This is a genomic window from Asanoa sp. NPDC049573 (assembly GCF_040676615.1).
In the GTDB taxonomy this organism is placed as follows: Bacteria; Actinomycetota; Actinomycetes; order Mycobacteriales; family Micromonosporaceae; genus Asanoa.
The window spans coordinates 499,182-514,847 of record NZ_JBFAPI010000005.1 but is presented as its reverse complement, the minus strand read 5'-3'; the positions used below and the strand labels follow the sequence as shown (position 1 = coordinate 514,847).

Here is a 15,666-nt window from a genome sequence, read left to right as displayed (position 1 = left end):
GGCCCGCCGTGGGCCGGGGGGGGGGGCCCCCCCCCCCCCCGGGTGGCCCGCAACTACGACGCCCGTGGGGTACTCACGCAAAGAGCTTCACCGGGGCGTACTTCTGTCGGGGGAAGATCTTGTCCACCTCGGCATTGGATAGACCGAACCTGCCCTGTGCGACGGCGCCGTAGACGTTGAACATGTTGTTGTACTCCGGGACGTTTCCACCGTCGAGCTTCTCCAGCCCGTCCCAGCGGCCCAGCAGGTTGCCCGCGAGCTTCTTGCCGGACAGCAGCGCGATCACGCCACCGTGCCCGTGGTCGGTGCCGCTGCCGTTCTGGCTGACCCGGCGACCGAACTCGCTGGACACCATCACGGTCACGTCGGCGGCGGCCGGACCCAGGTCGTCGAAGAAGTCGGCCATCGCCTTGGCCAGCTCACCCATGTGGTTGAAGACGTAGCCGCCCTGGGTGCCCTGCTGCTCGTGGGTATCCCAGCCGCCCATCCCGATGGTCGCCACGCGGACGTTGGCGCCACCCTTGATCAGGTGGGCGAGCTGCTGGAAGGCGAAACCGATCCCCTGGTATTCCACGCCGGCCGCGGGCTTGTATCCGTCGGCCGACAGCTTCTGCGCCAGGCTCAGCGCCGCGAGCCCTTCCTGCACCGAGTCCTGCACCGGGTGGTTGATGCCGGTGAACAGGGTCTTGATGGCCTTGGCGGTGCCCGCCTTGAGCCGCTGATCGCCGTTGAGGTTGAAGGAGCCGACGCTGTTGAGCGCGATGGCGCCGTTGTTGCCGACCAGCGAGCGGGGCAGCGTGTTGCCGATGCCGACGCTGCGGAACGCGGTGCCTGGGCCGAGCGCGTCGACCAGGCTGTCCAGCCAGCCGCGGCCGCCGGTCTCCCCCGGCAGGCCGCCGAGGTTGCACGCGTCGGCCGCCTGGAAGTGGCTCAGCGACAGCCGCGGGTCGGTCACCGCCGGCACGAAGCCGAGCTGCCCGGCGGCCAGGTACTTGCGCAGCGGCGCGAACGAGCCGCTGAGCCGGAAGCCGCGCTGCAGCGCGATGCCGCCGTTCTCCGGGATCAGCTGGTCGGGGCGCACCTTGGCCAGCACCGGGTCGTCGGCCGGCGCGACCATGGCCAGGCCGTCGAGCCCGCCGAAGAGGAACACGTGGATGAGCGTGCCGGTCTTCGTCGCCGCGAACGACGCCCGGGTCGAGATGAACTGCGTGGTGGCCAGCGCGGTCGCGGTCGCGGCGGCACCGGTGACGAACGTCCGGCGGGTCACACCGCGGCCGTCCTGCTGTGCCTCCTCGAGTTCGTTGAGCCGGTTGAGGCGGTCGCGCTCGGCCGCGTTCTCGGCCTCGACCGCCATCGCCTCGGCGCGCAGCGCGGCGTCGAACGGGTTGTCGGCCAGCCGCGCCACGTCGGGGCAGTCGGGGTGGATCGGGAATGGTGACACGCTGCTCTCCAAGGGACTCACCGGAGGTGGTGCTGCGGGGATGCGAGCAGCGCCCGCACGACGGAGGTCAGCGCACCGTTGAACGACGCGTCGACCTTGGTGTTGGCGCTCACGCCGGCGATACCGAGGATGGCCGCCTTCTCCTTGGCGCTCAGCGTCTGGTGCACCAGGCGCTTGGCCAGGGCGTCGACGTAGGCACCGGCGGTGGCCGGCGGCTTCGAGCCGGCGAACTGCTCCGGCTTGAGGTAGGAGAACATCCGGCGGTTGCCGTTGACGATGTCGAGCGCCTCGTTCCAGCCGTTGATCATCGTGCCGGCCGAGGTCCACGCGACGAAGATGTCGGGATAGCCGTTGGGCGTCGCCTGGCCGGTCGGGAACTGGCCGAGTTCCTCCATCTTGTTGCGGATCTGCCGCAGGCCCTCGGCGAACGGCGTCCGGTTCGGGTTGCCCTGCTGGAAACCCGGGCTCGGCGTGGGCCCGACGCCGAGGGTGCGGTAGGTGGCGGTCAGGTACTCCATCGGGCGGCGTACCTTCTGGCCCACCGACGCCCAGAACTCCGAGGAGCAGAAGAGGGTCATCAGCGTCGGCTTGATCGCACCGGCGTTGGCCAGGTAGGTCTTGGCCAGCCGGTCGATCAGCGACTTCGGCGGGGTGTCCGAGACGAACCGGGTGGCCAGGTTCATCGCGACGTAGCGGGCGGTCGACGGGTGCGTGCCGAGGAAGCGGAAGTAGGCGTCACTGGCCGCCTCGCCGCCCTCGGCGGTCGCGTTCGGGTGGCTGAACCCCATGATCTTGATGGGCCCGACGTGGTGCCGCTCGGGCTGGTACACGTACTGGTCGTCGCGTACGCCGCGACCGGTCTGCAGGAGCGCGGCCTGCTTGACGTCTTTCTCGGTGTAGCCGCCGTCGACGCCGACCGAGTAGAGCTCCAGGTTCTCCCGGGCCAGGTTCTCGTTGACGTTGTCCTTCGACGACTGGTTCTGGTTGAGGTAGATCAGCAGCGCCGGGTGGCGGTTGGCGGCGACCAGCATCTCGGGGTAGCGGCCGAGCGCGTGCTTGCGGATCACGTCCCGGTCGAAGCTCGACCGCACCGTGTCGGACCCGTCGAAGAACGGGCCGACGTGCAGGAAGTCGTTCCAGAAGTCGACCATGACCTCGAAGAGCTGGCGCTCCGAGAAGATCATCCGACCCACCGCGGCGTCGATGACCTCCTGGTCGGCCTGGATGCCCTTCTGGTTGTTGGCCTCGCGGGCCGCGCGCAACTGCGGGATGTCCATCTTCAGCGTGCTCAGCTCGGCCAGCTTGAGCTCGCCGGCGGTCGGCGCGACCTTCTCCGGCTGCAACTGGATCCGGAGCCACTCGTCGATGCCCATCCGGCGGATGTCACCGAGCACCTTGGGGGTGGGGCCGAACGTGGCCCGGCTGGCCAGGTGCCGGATCGGGTCCTTGGCGAGGACCGTCTTGACCGTCACCTTGGTGTTGGCCGCGGCTGCGCTCGGCGTCGGGTAGAGCTTGCCGGTGATGGGCATGTTCTTGCGCAACTCGTTGCCGGCCCGGGAGCCCATGTAGGACTCGTTCTGCTCGGTGTAGGTGCGCACCGTGCTGGGCTGCTGCTGTGCCGGCGCGTTGGAGATCGCGTTGTTGAGCTCCGCGGCCGTGGTGTCGACGCCGTCCTTGCCGGTCAGCTTGTCGAGCAGGTCGCGGCCCTGCGAGGTGAACGTGAGGGCGGCGCCACCGGCGACGGCCGCGACCGCGCCGCCGAGGGCGATCAACGCCCGGCGGCGCCCCTTGTCTGGGCCCTCGTCCTCTTCGTCGACGTCGTAGATCTCCGGCAGGCCGGCGACCGAGTCGATGTCGACACCGCCGTCGGGGCCAACCCAGCGCGGGCCGCGCTGCTGCACCGGCCGCTCACGGTACCTGTCCGTGGTGGGGTGCGGTCGGCTGTCCCAGCGGCCGTCGTCGCCCGGCCATTGTGGCGGCACGTTCCGGTTGGCCATGTGCGGATCCCGGTTCTCGCGAGTGCGCCGCTGCCGGCCGCTGCCGCGGCCGACCTCGACGGCGGTTGATGTCGAGGGTCGTCACGGAAGCTAAGGCACGCCCGCTGACCTGCTCAAGGGCAGCCTTCGCGGCCCGGATCGGGCGACTTAAGGCCGGCTTGGTGTATCAACTGGCGGCCGGCGGCGGCGGCAAGGGCAGCACGCTGCCTCGATGTGTGCCGCCCCGGTCGCGCCGGCCCGACCGGGCAGGCGGGCAGGCCACGGGCCTAAGCAACCGGCACAGGAAAACTTAAGGACCGGCTAAGCGCTAACAATGCCGTACAGCAAATAACTCTCCGCCGTCGATCCCTCTCGGATGCTGGACGTCACCTTGACGCCGCCCGCGCCGTACCCCATTCTTCCTATCAAACAAGTAGGAAAACAATGGATTGGATGGCGCGATGAGACGTCTCCCCCTGCACCGGCTCGGCCCGCTGGCCACCGTCGCGATCGTGGCCGCCGCGACGCTCGGGACCGCCGCCGCTTGCGGCAGCGGTGACGACGGCGCCTCGGCCGGCAAGCCGGTGACGCTGCGGCTCGGCTACTTCCCGAACATCACCCACGCGCCGGCGATCGTCGGCGTGGAGAAGGGCATCTTCGCCGAGAAGCTCGGCGCCGGCGTCAAGCTGGAGACCAAGACGTTCAACGCCGGCCCCGAGGCGGTCGAAGCGATCTTCTCCGGCGCACTCGACGCCACATACATCGGTCCGAACCCGACGGTCAACGCGCACTCCAAGTCGAAGGGCGAGGCCGTCCGCGTGGTTTCCGGCGCCGCGTCCGGCGGCGTCGCGCTCGTCGTCAAACCGGAGATCACCTCCGTCGAGGGCCTGCGTGGCAAGAAGATCGCCACGCCGCAGCTCGGCAACACCCAGGACGTGGCGGTGCGCTACTGGCTCAAGGAGAAGGGACTGACCACGACCAAGGAGGGCGGCGGTGACGTCAACATCGTGCCGCAGGCCAACTCCCAGACGCTGGAGACATTCCGCAGCGGCGCGATCGACGGCGCCTGGGTGCCCGAGCCGTTCGTCTCGCAGCTCGTCAACGCCGGCGGCAAGGTGCTGGTCGACGAGCGCGACCTGTGGCCGGGCGGCAAATTCGTGATCACCAACCTGATCGTCAGCACGAAGTTCCTCAAGGAGCACCCGGACGTCGTGAAGAACCTGGTCGCGGGTCAGGTCGCGGCCAACGACTTCGTCAACCAGAAGCCGGACGAGGCGCAACAGGCCATCTCCGACCACATCGGCAAGGTCACCGGTAAGCCGCTGGACCTCAAGCTGATCAAGCAGGCCTGGCCGACCCTGGAGTTCACCGACGACCCGATCGCGTCGTCGCTCAAGACCGGGCTCGACCACGCCGTCGCCGTCGGCCTCACCGAGCCCGTCGACCTGGCGGGTCTCTACGACCTGACCTATCTCAACGAAGCCCTCAAGGCCGAGGGCCAGACCGAAGTTCCACTCCCGTGACGAGCACGACCACCACTCCCGAGAGCGCGACCGCCGCGGTCGCGCTCTCGGGCGTGACCAAGGTGTACGGGCGGGGCGCGGACGCCGTCGTGGCGCTCGACCGGGTCTCCCTCGACGTGGCCCCCGGCGAGTTCGTCTGTCTCGTCGGCGCCTCCGGGTGCGGCAAGAGCACGCTGCTCAACCTCGTAGCCGGGCTCGACACGGTCAGCGGCGGTGGCATCCGGGTGGCCGGCGACGCCCGGCCCGGCCTGATGTTCCAGGAACCGGCGCTGTTCCCCTGGCTGACCGTCGGCGCCAACGTCGAGGTGCCGCTCAAGCTGCGCGGCCTGGCGAGCGCGGAGCGCAAGGCCCGGGTGGCCGAGTTGCTCGACACGGTGCACCTGCGCGACTTCGGCCACCGCCGGCCGCACGAGCTCTCCGGCGGCATGCGTCAGCGGGTCGCACTGGCCCGCACGCTCGCGTTGGACACGCCGGTGCTGTTGATGGACGAACCGTTCGGTGCGCTCGACGCGATGACCCGCGACGTTCTGCACGACGAACTCGAACGGTTGTGGACCACCCGCAACGCCACGGGTCGGCCGTTGACGGTGCTGTTCGTGACACACAACGTGCGCGAGGCGGCCCGGCTCTCCGACCGCATCGTGCTGCTCTCCAGCCGGCCCGGGCGGGTCATCTACGAGACCCGGGTCGACATCGCCCGCCCGCGCCGGATCGACTCGACCGAAGTCGCGACCGTCGCCGCCGAGGTGACCGACCGGCTCCGCGCGGAGGTGGGACGCCATGGCCACTGACAATCTGGTCGCCCAGAACGAGACCATCTCCGGTCTCGACGCACTGGAGAACGCCAGCCAACAGAAGTTGCCCGGCCGGGCCTCGCGGATCTGGTCGCTGACCTGGCCGAAGCTGACCGCGCTGGCCTTCGTGGTGGCGATCTGGCAGGTGCTCGTCTGGGCCGAGTGGAAGCCGGAGTACGCGCTTCCGGCCCCGCTCACGGTCGCGCAGGACCTCTGGTCGTGGGCCGGCACCTCGGCGCTCTGGGAAGGCCTGCTGATCACCTTGCGGCGCGCCGCCTACGGCTTCGGGGCCGCGGTCGTCGTCGGGCTGCTCCTCGGCTCGGCGGTCGCGCGGATCAAGGTGCTCCGGGCCGCGCTCGGTTCGATGATCACCGCGCTGCAGACCATGCCGTCGATCGCCTGGTTCCCGTTGGCGATCCTGCTCTTCCAGCTCAACGAGCAGGCGATCTTCTTCGTCGTGGTGCTCGGCGCCGCGCCGTCGATCGCCAACGGGGTGATCCACGGCGTCGACTACGTGCCGCCCCTGCTGGTGCGGGCCGGCCGCAACCTGGGTGCCCGCGGTTTCAGCCTCTACCGCTACGTCATCGCGCCGGCCGCGCTGCCGGCCATCGTCGCCGGGCTCAAACAGGGCTGGGCGTTCGCCTGGCGCAGCCTGATGGCCGGCGAACTGCTCGTCATCATCGCCAAATCGACGTCGATCGGCGTGCAGTTGACCTACGCCCGCGAACTCTCGGACGCGCCCCGGGTGATCAGCGTGATGATCGTCATCCTGATCCTCGGCCTCCTCGTGGACCTGCTGTTCACCAAGGCCGACCATGCGATCCGGCGTCGCTGGGGTCTGCTGGACCGTGACTGATGCAGGTCTCCGCCCGCACCGACTACGCGCTGCGCGCGATGCTCGCGGTGGCCGACGCACCGGGCCGGGTCACCGCGGCCGCGCTGGCCCGGGCGCAGCAGATGCCCCCGGCGTTCCTCCAGAGCATCCTGGTCGACCTGCGCCGGGCCGGCCTGCTGCACGGCCAGCGCGGCGGCGAGGGCGGGTACGCGCTGACCCGTCCCGCCGCCGACATCTCGGTCGGCGACGTGGTCCGCGCGGTGAACGGCGCGCTGACCACGGTGCGCGGCCTGCCCACCGAGACGGCCGGCTATCCGCCGGCGGCTGCCGGGCTGCGCGAGGTCTGGCTGGCGGTGCACGACCGGATCGCCGACATCGTCGACCGGACCACGCTCGCCGACCTGCTCAGGCCGGCACCGACCGACCCGACCGACCCGACCGACCCGACCGACCCGGCCGGTCCGGCCGGTCCGCTTGGTCTGCCTGGTCCGCCTGGTCCGCCTGGTCCGCCTGCTGCTGGCCCGACCGGTCGGCCCGCGGGTCCCCGGCCAGCCGGGGCAGCAGGAACTCACCCACCCGGTAGGCCTCCTCCAGGTGCGGCCAGCCCGACAGGATGAACTCGTCGATGCCGAGGGCGGCGTACTCGCGGATCCGCTCCTCGACGTCGGCGTAGCTGCCCACCAACGCGGTGCCGGCACCCTCACGGACCAGGCCGACGCCGGCCCACAGGTTGGGTGCGATCTCCAGGTCGGCCGACCGTCCGTTGTGGAGGGCCGCCATCCGCGCCTGCCCGACCGAGTCCATCCGGGCGAAGCGGGCCTGCGCGGCGGCGATCTGCTCCGGTCGCATTCCCGCCAGCAGGCGGTCGGCCTCGCACCACGCCTCCTCGGCCGTCTCCCGGGCGATCACGTGCAACCGGATTCCTAGCCGTAGGTCGCGGGTTGTCGCGGCCCTGATCCGCGCCGCGCGCTCGGCGATCGCGGCCGGTGGCTCGCCCCACATCAGGTAGACGTCGGCGTGCGCGGCGGCGACCGCCTCTGCCGCGGGTGACGCGCCGCCGAAGTAGATCGCCGGCGGGTCGGCCAACGGCGTGGCCAGACCGCCAGCCTCGACCCGGTAGTGGTCGCCGATGAAGTCGAACGGCGCGCCGGCCCAGCACCCGCGCAGCACGTCCAGATATTCGGCGGTGCGGGCGTAGCGCTGGTCGTGGTCGAGGAAGTCGCCGTACCCCCGCTGTTCCCGGGGGTCCCCGCCGGTGACGACGTTGAGCAGCAGCCGCCCGCCGGTGAGCTCCTGGAACGTTTGGGTCTGCTGCGCGAACAGGGTCGGCAGCGCGAAGCCGGCGCGGAACGCGACCAGCAGGCTGATCCGCTCGGTGTGCTGCGCGACGGCGGTGCAGACGACGAGCGGATCGGGGCACCCGGCGCCGACCGGGGTGAGCAGGGCACCGAACCCGCTCTCCTCGGCGGCGCGGGCGACCTGGGTCAGATAGCCGATCGTGGCCGGCCGGGCCGGGCCACGACCGGGGTCGGCCCCGGTCGTGGTCGTCGCGGGACGCACCTGGTGGCCGTCGCCGGTGGTGGGCAGGAACCAGTGGAAGCGCATCGGCCCTCAGCCGGTGAAGTCGGCGAACAGGAGGGCGGCCAGGGCGAGGGCCAGGCCGATGTTGACGACGGTCGCGCTGGCGAAGACCGCGATCGGCCGCCAACCGGCCTCGCGCAGTGCGGTCAGCCGGAACTCGAGCCCGATGCTGACGAAGGCCAGGATCAGGAACCAGGTGCGGAAATTGGTCGCGACCGCTTGGGCGGCGGTGTTGTCGGCGGCGCTGACCGAGTTGGCGAACCAGGTGCCGATCACCGACGCGGCCACGAACCCCAGCACGAACTTGGGGAACCGGCGCCAGAGTTCGATCGCGCCGGGGCGGGCGGCCTCGGCGGTGCGCTCCACCTTGAACGCGAACCAGGCGGTCAGCGCGACGGCCACGATGCCGATCAGCGCGTTCTGGGTGACCTTGACGATCGTGGCGATCTTCAGCGCGTCCTCACCGGCCAGCGTGCCGGCCGCGGTGACCGCCGCGGTGGTGTCGATGTTGCCGCCGATCCAGGCGCCGGCCACCGCGTCGGAGAGCCCGAACACGTCGGCCAGCCAGGGCAGCAGGAAGATCGAGGGCAGGGCGAACAGGATCACCAGACTCGCGGCGTACGCGAGTTGCTCGCGCCGGGCCCGCACCGCGCCGGCCGCCGCGATCGCCGCGCTGACACCGCAGATCGAGACCGCGGAGGCGAGCAGCGCCCGGAGCTTGTCGTCGAGGCCGAGCCGCCCGCCGAGCCACCAGGTGAACAGGAAGACGCCGGAGATCAGTAGCAGCGCCTGGACGATGGCCGGGCCGGCCGCGGTCACCAGCAGCGACAGGTTGATCGAGACGCCGAGCAGGACCAGGCCGGTCTTGATGAAGAACTCGGTGCGGAAGGCGAGCGCCAACCGGTCGCGGACGCCGGTCAGACTCAGCACGGCGTTGCCGAGCAGGCCGATCGCGATCGCGTAGACCGGGTACTCGACCGCCTTCGCGACCCGCCGCAGGCTCGTGTCGGCCAGCCAGACGGACACGTTCTTGTCGAGGTATCGGGTCAACCAGGCGAGCGCGAGCACCAGCACCAGGCCGGCACCCACCCATGCCCAGTTGACGTCGCGCTCCCGCGTCTCGACCGGGGCCAGCGCCTCGGTCTCGTTGACGGTGGTCACTGCAGAATCCCCTGGCTGATCACGCCGGTCAGGATCAGGACCAGCAGCACCAATCCGACGACGGTCGCCGCCCAGTCCTCGCTGAGGCGGGTGGGTCTACTCATGACATCTCTCCCTCTTCTCCTATCGGATTGATAGGTTAACGATGGATCGATGCCTGAGGCAATCCCTCGACAGCCCGGCTCGCGACGGCGTAGGCCTGTGCGCGGATCTCGGGGATGGCCGTGGTTTCCCACCAGCGGCCACGGCGGAGGCTGCCCAGCACGTAGAGGCCCTCGGTCGGGCGGCCGTCGCGGGCCACCGGGCGGCCGGCCGGGTCGACGTCGATGCCCAGCGCCAGCGGGTCGGCCCGGGCCAGGCCGTCCGCCACCAGGGAGCGCACCAGCGGGATGCCCGCCGGGTGGCCCGGTCCGGTGCAGTTGACCACCGCGTCGAATGCCGTGGAGCGACCGGTCAGGGTCACGTCGAAGCCGCGGGGCGCGGTGCGGATCGCGGCCACCCGGGTCGCGGCCACGGTCAGCGCGCCCGAGGACCGCGCCGCGGCGACGGCAGCCGCGACCGCGGGTGCGCAGCGGTGCCGGTGCACCTCCCAGTAGCGCGCCAGGTGGCGCAGGAAACGCCGCTGCTCGTCGAGGGTCAGGCCGGACCAGACCTGGTCGGCGCGCGGGCGCAGGGCGTCGACCGTGGCCCGCCAGTCGGCGCTGGCCCGCAGCACCCGGAGCAACTCGCGCAGACCGGTCGCGTCGATCCCCGACGGGGCGACGGGCGTTGGCAGGTCGGCGTGCGCCCGGGGCAGCAGGCCGTGCCGGGACACCGCCACGATCGGGCCGCGATGGCCGCGCGCGAGCAGGGAGAGCACCACGTCGACCGCGGTCAGGCCGGTGCCGAGCAGCAGCACCCGGTCGGTCGGGCGGATCCGGTCCAACGCGCCGGGCGTCCAGGGCACCGCGACGTAGCCGGGTGCGCCGCGTACCCCCACCGACGCGGCCGACGGGTAGACCGGCGGCGCCGGGCCGACGGCGATGAGCACGTCGGATGCCCGCACCACCGCGCCGTCGCTGAGGTCGACCGCCCACCGACCGCCCGCCGGCCGCACCCGCAGGGCGTGTCGCGCCACTGCCGGGACCGACCCGACGCGGTCGGCGAGGTAGTCGCCGAACACCCCGCGCGGCAGGAACGCGTCGTCGCGACATCGGGCCCAGGCGGCGAAGTCGCCGGGATCCGATGGGTGCGCCGACATCGTCCCGGCCCTCGAGTTGAGCAGGTGCAGCGGCTCGCGGGTGGCATACGCCGACCCGCGGCCCAGCGCGGCCGAGGGGTCGACCACGACCACCTCGCGTCCACCATGGCGGGTGACGGCCAGCGCCGCGAGAGCCCCGGCCGGGCCTCCGCCGATGATCACGGTCGGGTCCATCGCGAATCGCCGCCCTTCAAGTCCTATAGGTATTGTAGGTTATCCCCGGCGGCTGGCAAGGAGTGCCGTGATGCCGCCGCGGAAGCCGACCCGACCGGACCGGGCCGCAGGGCGGCGACGCGTCGTCATACTGCTTCGCGTGAGTTGGCTGGCAATCGCGACCCTCGCCGGTCTCGGCGCGTTCCACGGCCTCAATCCCGGCATGGGGTGGCTGTTCGCGGTGGCCATCGGGCTCCAGGAGCGGTCGGCGATCGCACTGCTCCGTGCCCTGGTGCCGATCGCCGCCGGCCACGCGCTGTCGGTGCTCGCCGTCGCCGGGCTGATCGAGGGTCTGCGGTCGGTGCTGGCGACCCGGCTGGTGGCCATCGCCGGCGGCCTGGTGATGGTCGGCTTCGGACTGTGGCGTGCCCTGTCCCGGCGGCACTTCACCTGGTCCGGCATGCGGCTGACGCCGTGGCAACTCACCGGGTGGTCGTTCCTGATGTCGTCCGTGCACGGTGCCGGGCTGATGCTCGTGCCCGTGCTGGTCGCCAATCCCCCGCCGGGCGTGCACCAGGACCACGCCCTGCACGGGCCGTCAGACCCGTCGGCGCTGCTCTGGCAGGGCCTGACCGCGACGGCCGTGCACACGGTCGCGATGGTCGCGGTGGCCGGGGTGATCGGCCTGCTGGTCTACCGGGTGCTCGGCCTCGAGGTGCTGCGCCGGGCCTGGGTCAACCTCGACCTGGTCTGGGCGGTGGCGCTGATCGGGTCCGGCGCGGCGGCGGTCGTGCTCACGGTTTAGCGCAAAAATGGGTAAATGGACCACTCGCACAGCGACGCCTTCGCTACCCAGGAAGGCCGCTGGGCCCAGCTGGCCGAGGAGCGGCTGTCGCTGTTCCGGCACGACGAGGAGATCGCGCGCGGCCTGGCGTTCGGCCTGCCCGGCTCGCCAACACTGGTCGACCGGACCATCCCGACCTTCTCCCGCGGCGAGTTGCCGCACTTCGCCGGCGAGCGCGGCACGTTCCTCAACTGCCCCTACCTCGAAGACGTCAACGCCGTCGCCGACGCCGAGGTCGCCGTCTTCGGAGCGCCGCTGGACTCGGGCGCGACGTACCGGCCCGGCGCGCGGTTCGGCCCGCAGGGGATCCGCCGCTCGACCAACCTGTTCGGCACCTACTGCTACGAACTCGGCGTCGACCTGCGCGAGCAGCTCAACATGGTCGACATCGGCGACGTGTTCACCATCCCCGGCAACCTGGAGAAGTCGTTCGACCAGATCAGCCAGGCGATCTCCCACGTGTACGCCCGCGGCGTGTTCCCGGTCGTGCTGGGCGGCGACCACTCGATCGGCTACCCGACCATCCGCGGCATCGCGCCACACGTCGACGGCGACATCGGCATCATCCACTTCGACCGGCATGTCGACACCCAGGAGACCGACCTGGACGAGCGCATGCACACGACGCCGTGGTTCCACGCCACCAACCTCGCGAACGCACCGGCGACCAACCTGGTGCAGGTCGGCATCGGCGGCTGGCAGTCGCCGCGGGCCGGCGTCAAGGTCGGCCGGGAGCGCGGCACGACCGTCATCACGGTCGGCGACGTCGAGCGGGTCGGCATCGAGAAGGTCGCCGAGGTGGCCCTGGAGACGGCCTGGAAGGGCGCCAAAGCGGTCTACCTGTCGTTCGACATCGACGTGATCGACGCCGGGTTCGTGCCCGGCACCGGCTGGCCCGAGCCCGGCGGGCTGCTGCCCCGCGAGGCGCTCAACCTGGTCCGCCGGGTCGCCGCGCCGGGGCTCGCCGGCATCGAGGTGGTCGAGTGCGCGCCGCCCTACGACTGGGCCGAGCAGACCGCGCTGCTCAGCTCCCGGGTGGTGCTGGACGCGCTCGCCGTGCTGGTGCGCGAGGGTCTGCTCGGCCGGCGCGCCGCCGCCACCGACCGGCATGCCTGGGGGCCGCGGGTCAGCCCTTGAGCGAGCCGGTGCGCCTGGTCGTCGGGTCGGTGGCCACGCAGGTCACGCCCCGGTCGCCGCTGGTCCAGGAGAGCTGGCTCGGGTGCAGGTAGAACAGTTCGACCTTGTCGTCGGCCAGCGACGACGGCGCGTAGTTCTCGAACTGCTTCAGGCACTCCTGCTGGGCCTGCTTCCCGAGTTCCGCGTCGCCCGGGTAGGGCCCGGCCGGCAGCTCGAAGATCGCGAAGACCTCGCCCTCGTGCGGCTGCTCGCACGGCAGCACCGGCAGCCCTTCGAGGTCGTCGCTCTCGCGCAGGTCGTCGACGCAGTGGCCGACCGCGAGCTTGGCCGCCGGCACCTCGCCGCCGGACGACGGGCCGCCCGCGCCGCCGAGCGCCACCGCGGCGCCGACCACCGCCGCGACCACGATCACCACCCCGAACAGCACGCCGAAGACGAGCAGGCCACGCGCCCGGGTGGGCGGGGACGACTGGGCCGAATCCACGCGCGGGAAACTAGCACCGCGGGCCGGGCCGGGCGAACCCTGTGACACGATCGCGGCCATGTTGCGCAGCGTCCACGACCGGGCCGAGCTTGCCGCGTTGCTCCGCAAGGACGCCGCTCTGCACGCGTACGAACTGGGCGACCTGGACGACTTCTTCTGGCCCTACACGACCTGGTACCGCCTGGGTGACACGGTCGCGCTGGTCTACCACGGCCTGCCCACGCCGACGCTGCTGGCGTTCGGCCCGGAGGAGCCGCTGCACGCGCTGCTGACCCGGCTCACCCCGCTGCTGCCGCGGGTCTTCTACGCCCACCTGTCCCCGGGCGCCGGCGCCGCGCTCGCACCGGCGTACACCCGGAGCTTCGGCGGGCCGCACCACAAGATGGCCCTCGGCGACGTCGCCGGACCGGCCGAGGGCGAGCCGCTCGGCACCGCCGACCTCGACGAGTTGAACCGCCTCTACGCCGAGGCCTACCCCGGCAACTGGTTCGACCACCGGATGCTGGAGACGGGCCAGTACGTCGGTGTCCGCCGCGCCGGCCGGATCGTCGCCGTCGCCGGCGTGCACGTCTGGTCGCCGGCCTACCGGGTCAGCGCGATCGGCAACGTCACCACCCACCCGGCGCACCGCGGCCGGGGCCTGGCCCAGCGGGTCACCGCCGCGCTCTGCCTGCGGCTGCGGGAGACCACCGACGTGGTCACGCTCAACGTCAAGGCCGACAACGCCGCCGCGATCGCCGCCTACGAGCGGATCGGTTTCACCATGGTCGGCGACTACGAGGAGGCCACTTACGTTTCGACCGGCGCCGAAGGGTCCCGCACCTAGCGTGGCGGCGTGAAAACCGTTGCCGCCATCGCCACCACCGTCCTGCTCTGGGCTTCGGCCTTCGTCGCCATCCGGCACGTCGGCGCCGACGTGCGCCCCGGAGCGCTCGCGCTCGGCCGCCTGCTGGTCGCCGCGGCCGTGCTCGGCGTTCTGGTCGCCGTCCGCCGCCCGCGCTGGCCGGACCGGCGCGCCTGGCCCCGCCTGGTGCTCTGCGGCGTCGCCTGGCTCGGCGTCTACAACGTCGCCCTCAACGCCGCCGAGCGGCGGGTCGACGCCGGCACCGCGGCCATGGTCGTCAACCTCGGTCCGGTGCTGATCGCCGCCTTGGCCGGGCTGTTCCTGGGCGAGGGTTTCCCGCGGCGGCTGCTGCTCGGGTTGGCCACCGCGTTCGCCGGCACGGTGCTGATCGGCGTCGCGGCGGCCGGCGACGCCCGGGCCGACCCGTGGGGCGTCGCGCTCTGCCTGGTCGCCGCCGCCGGCTACGCGGTCGGGGTGATCGCGCAGAAGCCGCTGCTGGCACGGGCCGACGCCTTGCCGGTCACATTCCTGGCCACCCTGGTCGGCACCGTCGCCTGCCTGCCGTTCGCCGGTCAGCTGGTCACCGATGTCGCCGCGCATCCGGGCGCCGCGGGCTGGCTCGTCTACCTCGGCGCCGGGCCGACCGCGCTGGCGTTCACCACCTGGGCGTACGCGCTGGCGAGGACCGGCGCCGGCAGGTTGGGCGCGACGACGTATCTCGTACCACCGGTGGTGGTGCTGCTGGCCTGGTCGCTGCTCGGTGAGGTGCCGGCGGCGCTCGCCCTCGGCGGCGGCCTGCTCTGTCTCGCCGGTGTGGCGGCGACGCGGAGCAGGCGCTTGACCCTCACGCCACGGCAGGGTGTTTCGTGGACGGCGGAAAGGGGGTGAGTGGCCATGAGCTACCCGGTGAGCCGGGTCGCGGCGCTGGCCGGGGTCACGGTGCGCACGCTGCACCACTACGACGAGATCGGGTTGCTGGTGCCGAGTGAGCGCACGTCGGCGGGCTATCGGATCTACACCGACGCCGATCTGGAGCGGTTGCAGCAGATCCGCTTCTACCGCGAGTTGGGCTTCGGCCTCGACGAGATCGCGACGCTGCTCGACACCGCCGATCCGCGGGAACACTTCCGCCGGCAGCACCGGTTGCTGACCGAGCGGATCAAGAAGTTGGCCGAGATGGTGACCGCCATCGAGTTCGCAATGGAGGCACAGAAGGTGGGTGTCGACCTGACGCCGGAGGAACGGTTCGAGGTCTTCGGCGACGACGATCCGGACAGGCACGCGGAAGAAGCCGAACAGAGGTGGGGCGGGACCGACGCGTACGCCGAGTCGCAGCGCCGGACCAGCCGCTACGGCAAGGCCGACTGGCAGCGGTTCCGCGCCGAGAGCGACGACTGGGGCCGCCGGTTGGCCGCGGTGATGGACGCCGGGCAGCCGGCGACCGGCGAGGCGGCGATGGACCTCGCGGAAGAACACCGGCAGCAGATCAGCCGCTGGTTCTACGAGTGCTCCTACGAGATCCACACCGGGCTCGCCGACATGTACGTCGACGACCCGCGGTTCCTGGCGACCTACGAGAAGATCAAGCCGGGCCTGGCCCGCTTCCTCAACGAGGCGATCCACGCCAACGCGGTGGCCAGGTCATAACCTTGG

At 71.6% G+C, this 15,666-nt stretch carries 14 protein-coding genes and 1 pseudogene; 9 read left to right on the top strand and 6 right to left on the bottom strand.

Translation table 11 applies throughout. The annotated features are described in order from the left end of the window. Window positions 1-73: 73 nt before the first annotated feature. The gene (locus AB0J74_RS15355; protein WP_363448352.1) at window positions 74-1,441 is read right to left on the bottom strand and encodes a DUF1501 domain-containing protein; all 1,368 of its coding nucleotides are present in this window, start codon (window positions 1,439-1,441) and stop codon (window positions 74-76) included. Window positions 1,442-1,458: 17 nt separating this feature from the next. Further along, window positions 1,459-3,438, bottom strand: coding sequence for a DUF1800 domain-containing protein (locus AB0J74_RS15350; protein ID WP_363448351.1), 1,980 nt, complete (start codon window positions 3,436-3,438; stop codon window positions 1,459-1,461). 440 nt (window positions 3,439-3,878) lie between these two features. Between AB0J74_RS15350 and AB0J74_RS15345 the strand changes: the two genes are divergently transcribed. The 4 genes and pseudogenes from AB0J74_RS15345 to AB0J74_RS15330 all read left to right on the top strand — a co-directional run. Next, window positions 3,879-4,940 (top strand): ABC transporter substrate-binding protein, encoded by a 1,062-nt coding sequence (locus AB0J74_RS15345; protein ID WP_363448350.1) that lies wholly within the window; start codon window positions 3,879-3,881, stop codon window positions 4,938-4,940. Then, window positions 4,937-5,731, top strand: a complete 795-nt coding sequence (locus tag AB0J74_RS15340) for an ABC transporter ATP-binding protein (RefSeq protein ID WP_363448349.1) — start codon at window positions 4,937-4,939, stop codon at window positions 5,729-5,731. The genes AB0J74_RS15345 and AB0J74_RS15340 overlap by 4 nt, the downstream gene beginning before the upstream one ends. Then, window positions 5,721-6,590, top strand: a complete 870-nt coding sequence (locus AB0J74_RS15335; protein WP_363448348.1) for an ABC transporter permease — start codon at window positions 5,721-5,723, stop codon at window positions 6,588-6,590. The genes AB0J74_RS15340 and AB0J74_RS15335 overlap by 11 nt, the downstream gene beginning before the upstream one ends. Next, a pseudogene (locus AB0J74_RS15330) lies at window positions 6,590-6,919 on the top strand (Rrf2 family transcriptional regulator); the annotation flags it as partial. The gene AB0J74_RS15335 and the pseudogene AB0J74_RS15330, both read left to right, overlap by 1 nt. A 55-nt stretch (window positions 6,920-6,974) precedes the next feature. On the opposite strand, the gene AB0J74_RS15325 reads toward AB0J74_RS15330, so the two are convergent. The 3 genes from AB0J74_RS15325 to AB0J74_RS15315 form a co-directional block, all read right to left on the bottom strand. Then, window positions 6,975-8,174: an LLM class flavin-dependent oxidoreductase gene (locus AB0J74_RS15325; RefSeq protein WP_363448347.1), complete on the bottom strand. Its 1,200-nt coding sequence runs from the start codon at window positions 8,172-8,174 to the stop codon at window positions 6,975-6,977. Window positions 8,175-8,180: 6 nt separating this feature from the next. Continuing rightward, window positions 8,181-9,311 carry a putative sulfate exporter family transporter gene (locus tag AB0J74_RS15320; RefSeq protein ID WP_363448346.1) on the bottom strand — a complete coding sequence of 377 codons (1,131 nt, stop codon included), beginning with the start codon at window positions 9,309-9,311 and terminating at the stop codon, window positions 8,181-8,183. A gap of 139 nt (window positions 9,312-9,450) precedes the next feature. Further along, window positions 9,451-10,725: an FAD/NAD(P)-binding protein gene (locus tag AB0J74_RS15315; RefSeq protein WP_363448345.1), complete on the bottom strand. Its 1,275-nt coding sequence runs from the start codon at window positions 10,723-10,725 to the stop codon at window positions 9,451-9,453. A 139-nt stretch (window positions 10,726-10,864) separates the two neighbouring features. Between AB0J74_RS15315 and AB0J74_RS15310 the strand changes: the two genes are divergently transcribed. Continuing rightward, window positions 10,865-11,509 (top strand): hypothetical protein, encoded by a 645-nt coding sequence (locus AB0J74_RS15310; protein WP_363448344.1) that lies wholly within the window; start codon window positions 10,865-10,867, stop codon window positions 11,507-11,509. Between the two features lie 15 nt (window positions 11,510-11,524). Then, the gene (locus AB0J74_RS15305; RefSeq protein ID WP_363448343.1) at window positions 11,525-12,685 is read left to right on the top strand and encodes an agmatinase family protein; all 1,161 of its coding nucleotides are present in this window, start codon (window positions 11,525-11,527) and stop codon (window positions 12,683-12,685) included. On the opposite strand, the gene AB0J74_RS15300 is transcribed toward AB0J74_RS15305, so the two are convergent. Continuing rightward, on the bottom strand, window positions 12,675-13,169 hold the full coding sequence (locus AB0J74_RS15300; protein WP_363448342.1) for a septum formation family protein: 495 nt from the start codon (window positions 13,167-13,169) through the stop codon (window positions 12,675-12,677). The genes AB0J74_RS15305 and AB0J74_RS15300 overlap by 11 nt on opposite strands. Before the next feature lie 58 nt (window positions 13,170-13,227). Here AB0J74_RS15300 and AB0J74_RS15295 point away from each other — a divergent pair, with 58 nt between their 5' ends. The 3 genes from AB0J74_RS15295 to AB0J74_RS15285 are packed head-to-tail and all read left to right on the top strand — an operon-like array spanning window position 13,228 to window position 15,660. Then, window positions 13,228-13,995 (top strand): GNAT family N-acetyltransferase, encoded by a 768-nt coding sequence (locus AB0J74_RS15295; RefSeq protein ID WP_363448341.1) that lies wholly within the window; start codon window positions 13,228-13,230, stop codon window positions 13,993-13,995. A gap of 9 nt (window positions 13,996-14,004) precedes the next feature. After that, the gene (locus AB0J74_RS15290) at window positions 14,005-14,901 is read left to right on the top strand and encodes an EamA family transporter (RefSeq protein ID WP_363448340.1); all 897 of its coding nucleotides are present in this window, start codon (window positions 14,005-14,007) and stop codon (window positions 14,899-14,901) included. 6 nt (window positions 14,902-14,907) lie between these two features. Beyond that, window positions 14,908-15,660: a MerR family transcriptional regulator gene (locus AB0J74_RS15285; protein ID WP_363448339.1), complete on the top strand. Its 753-nt coding sequence runs from the start codon at window positions 14,908-14,910 to the stop codon at window positions 15,658-15,660. Window positions 15,661-15,666 lie beyond the last annotated feature (6 nt).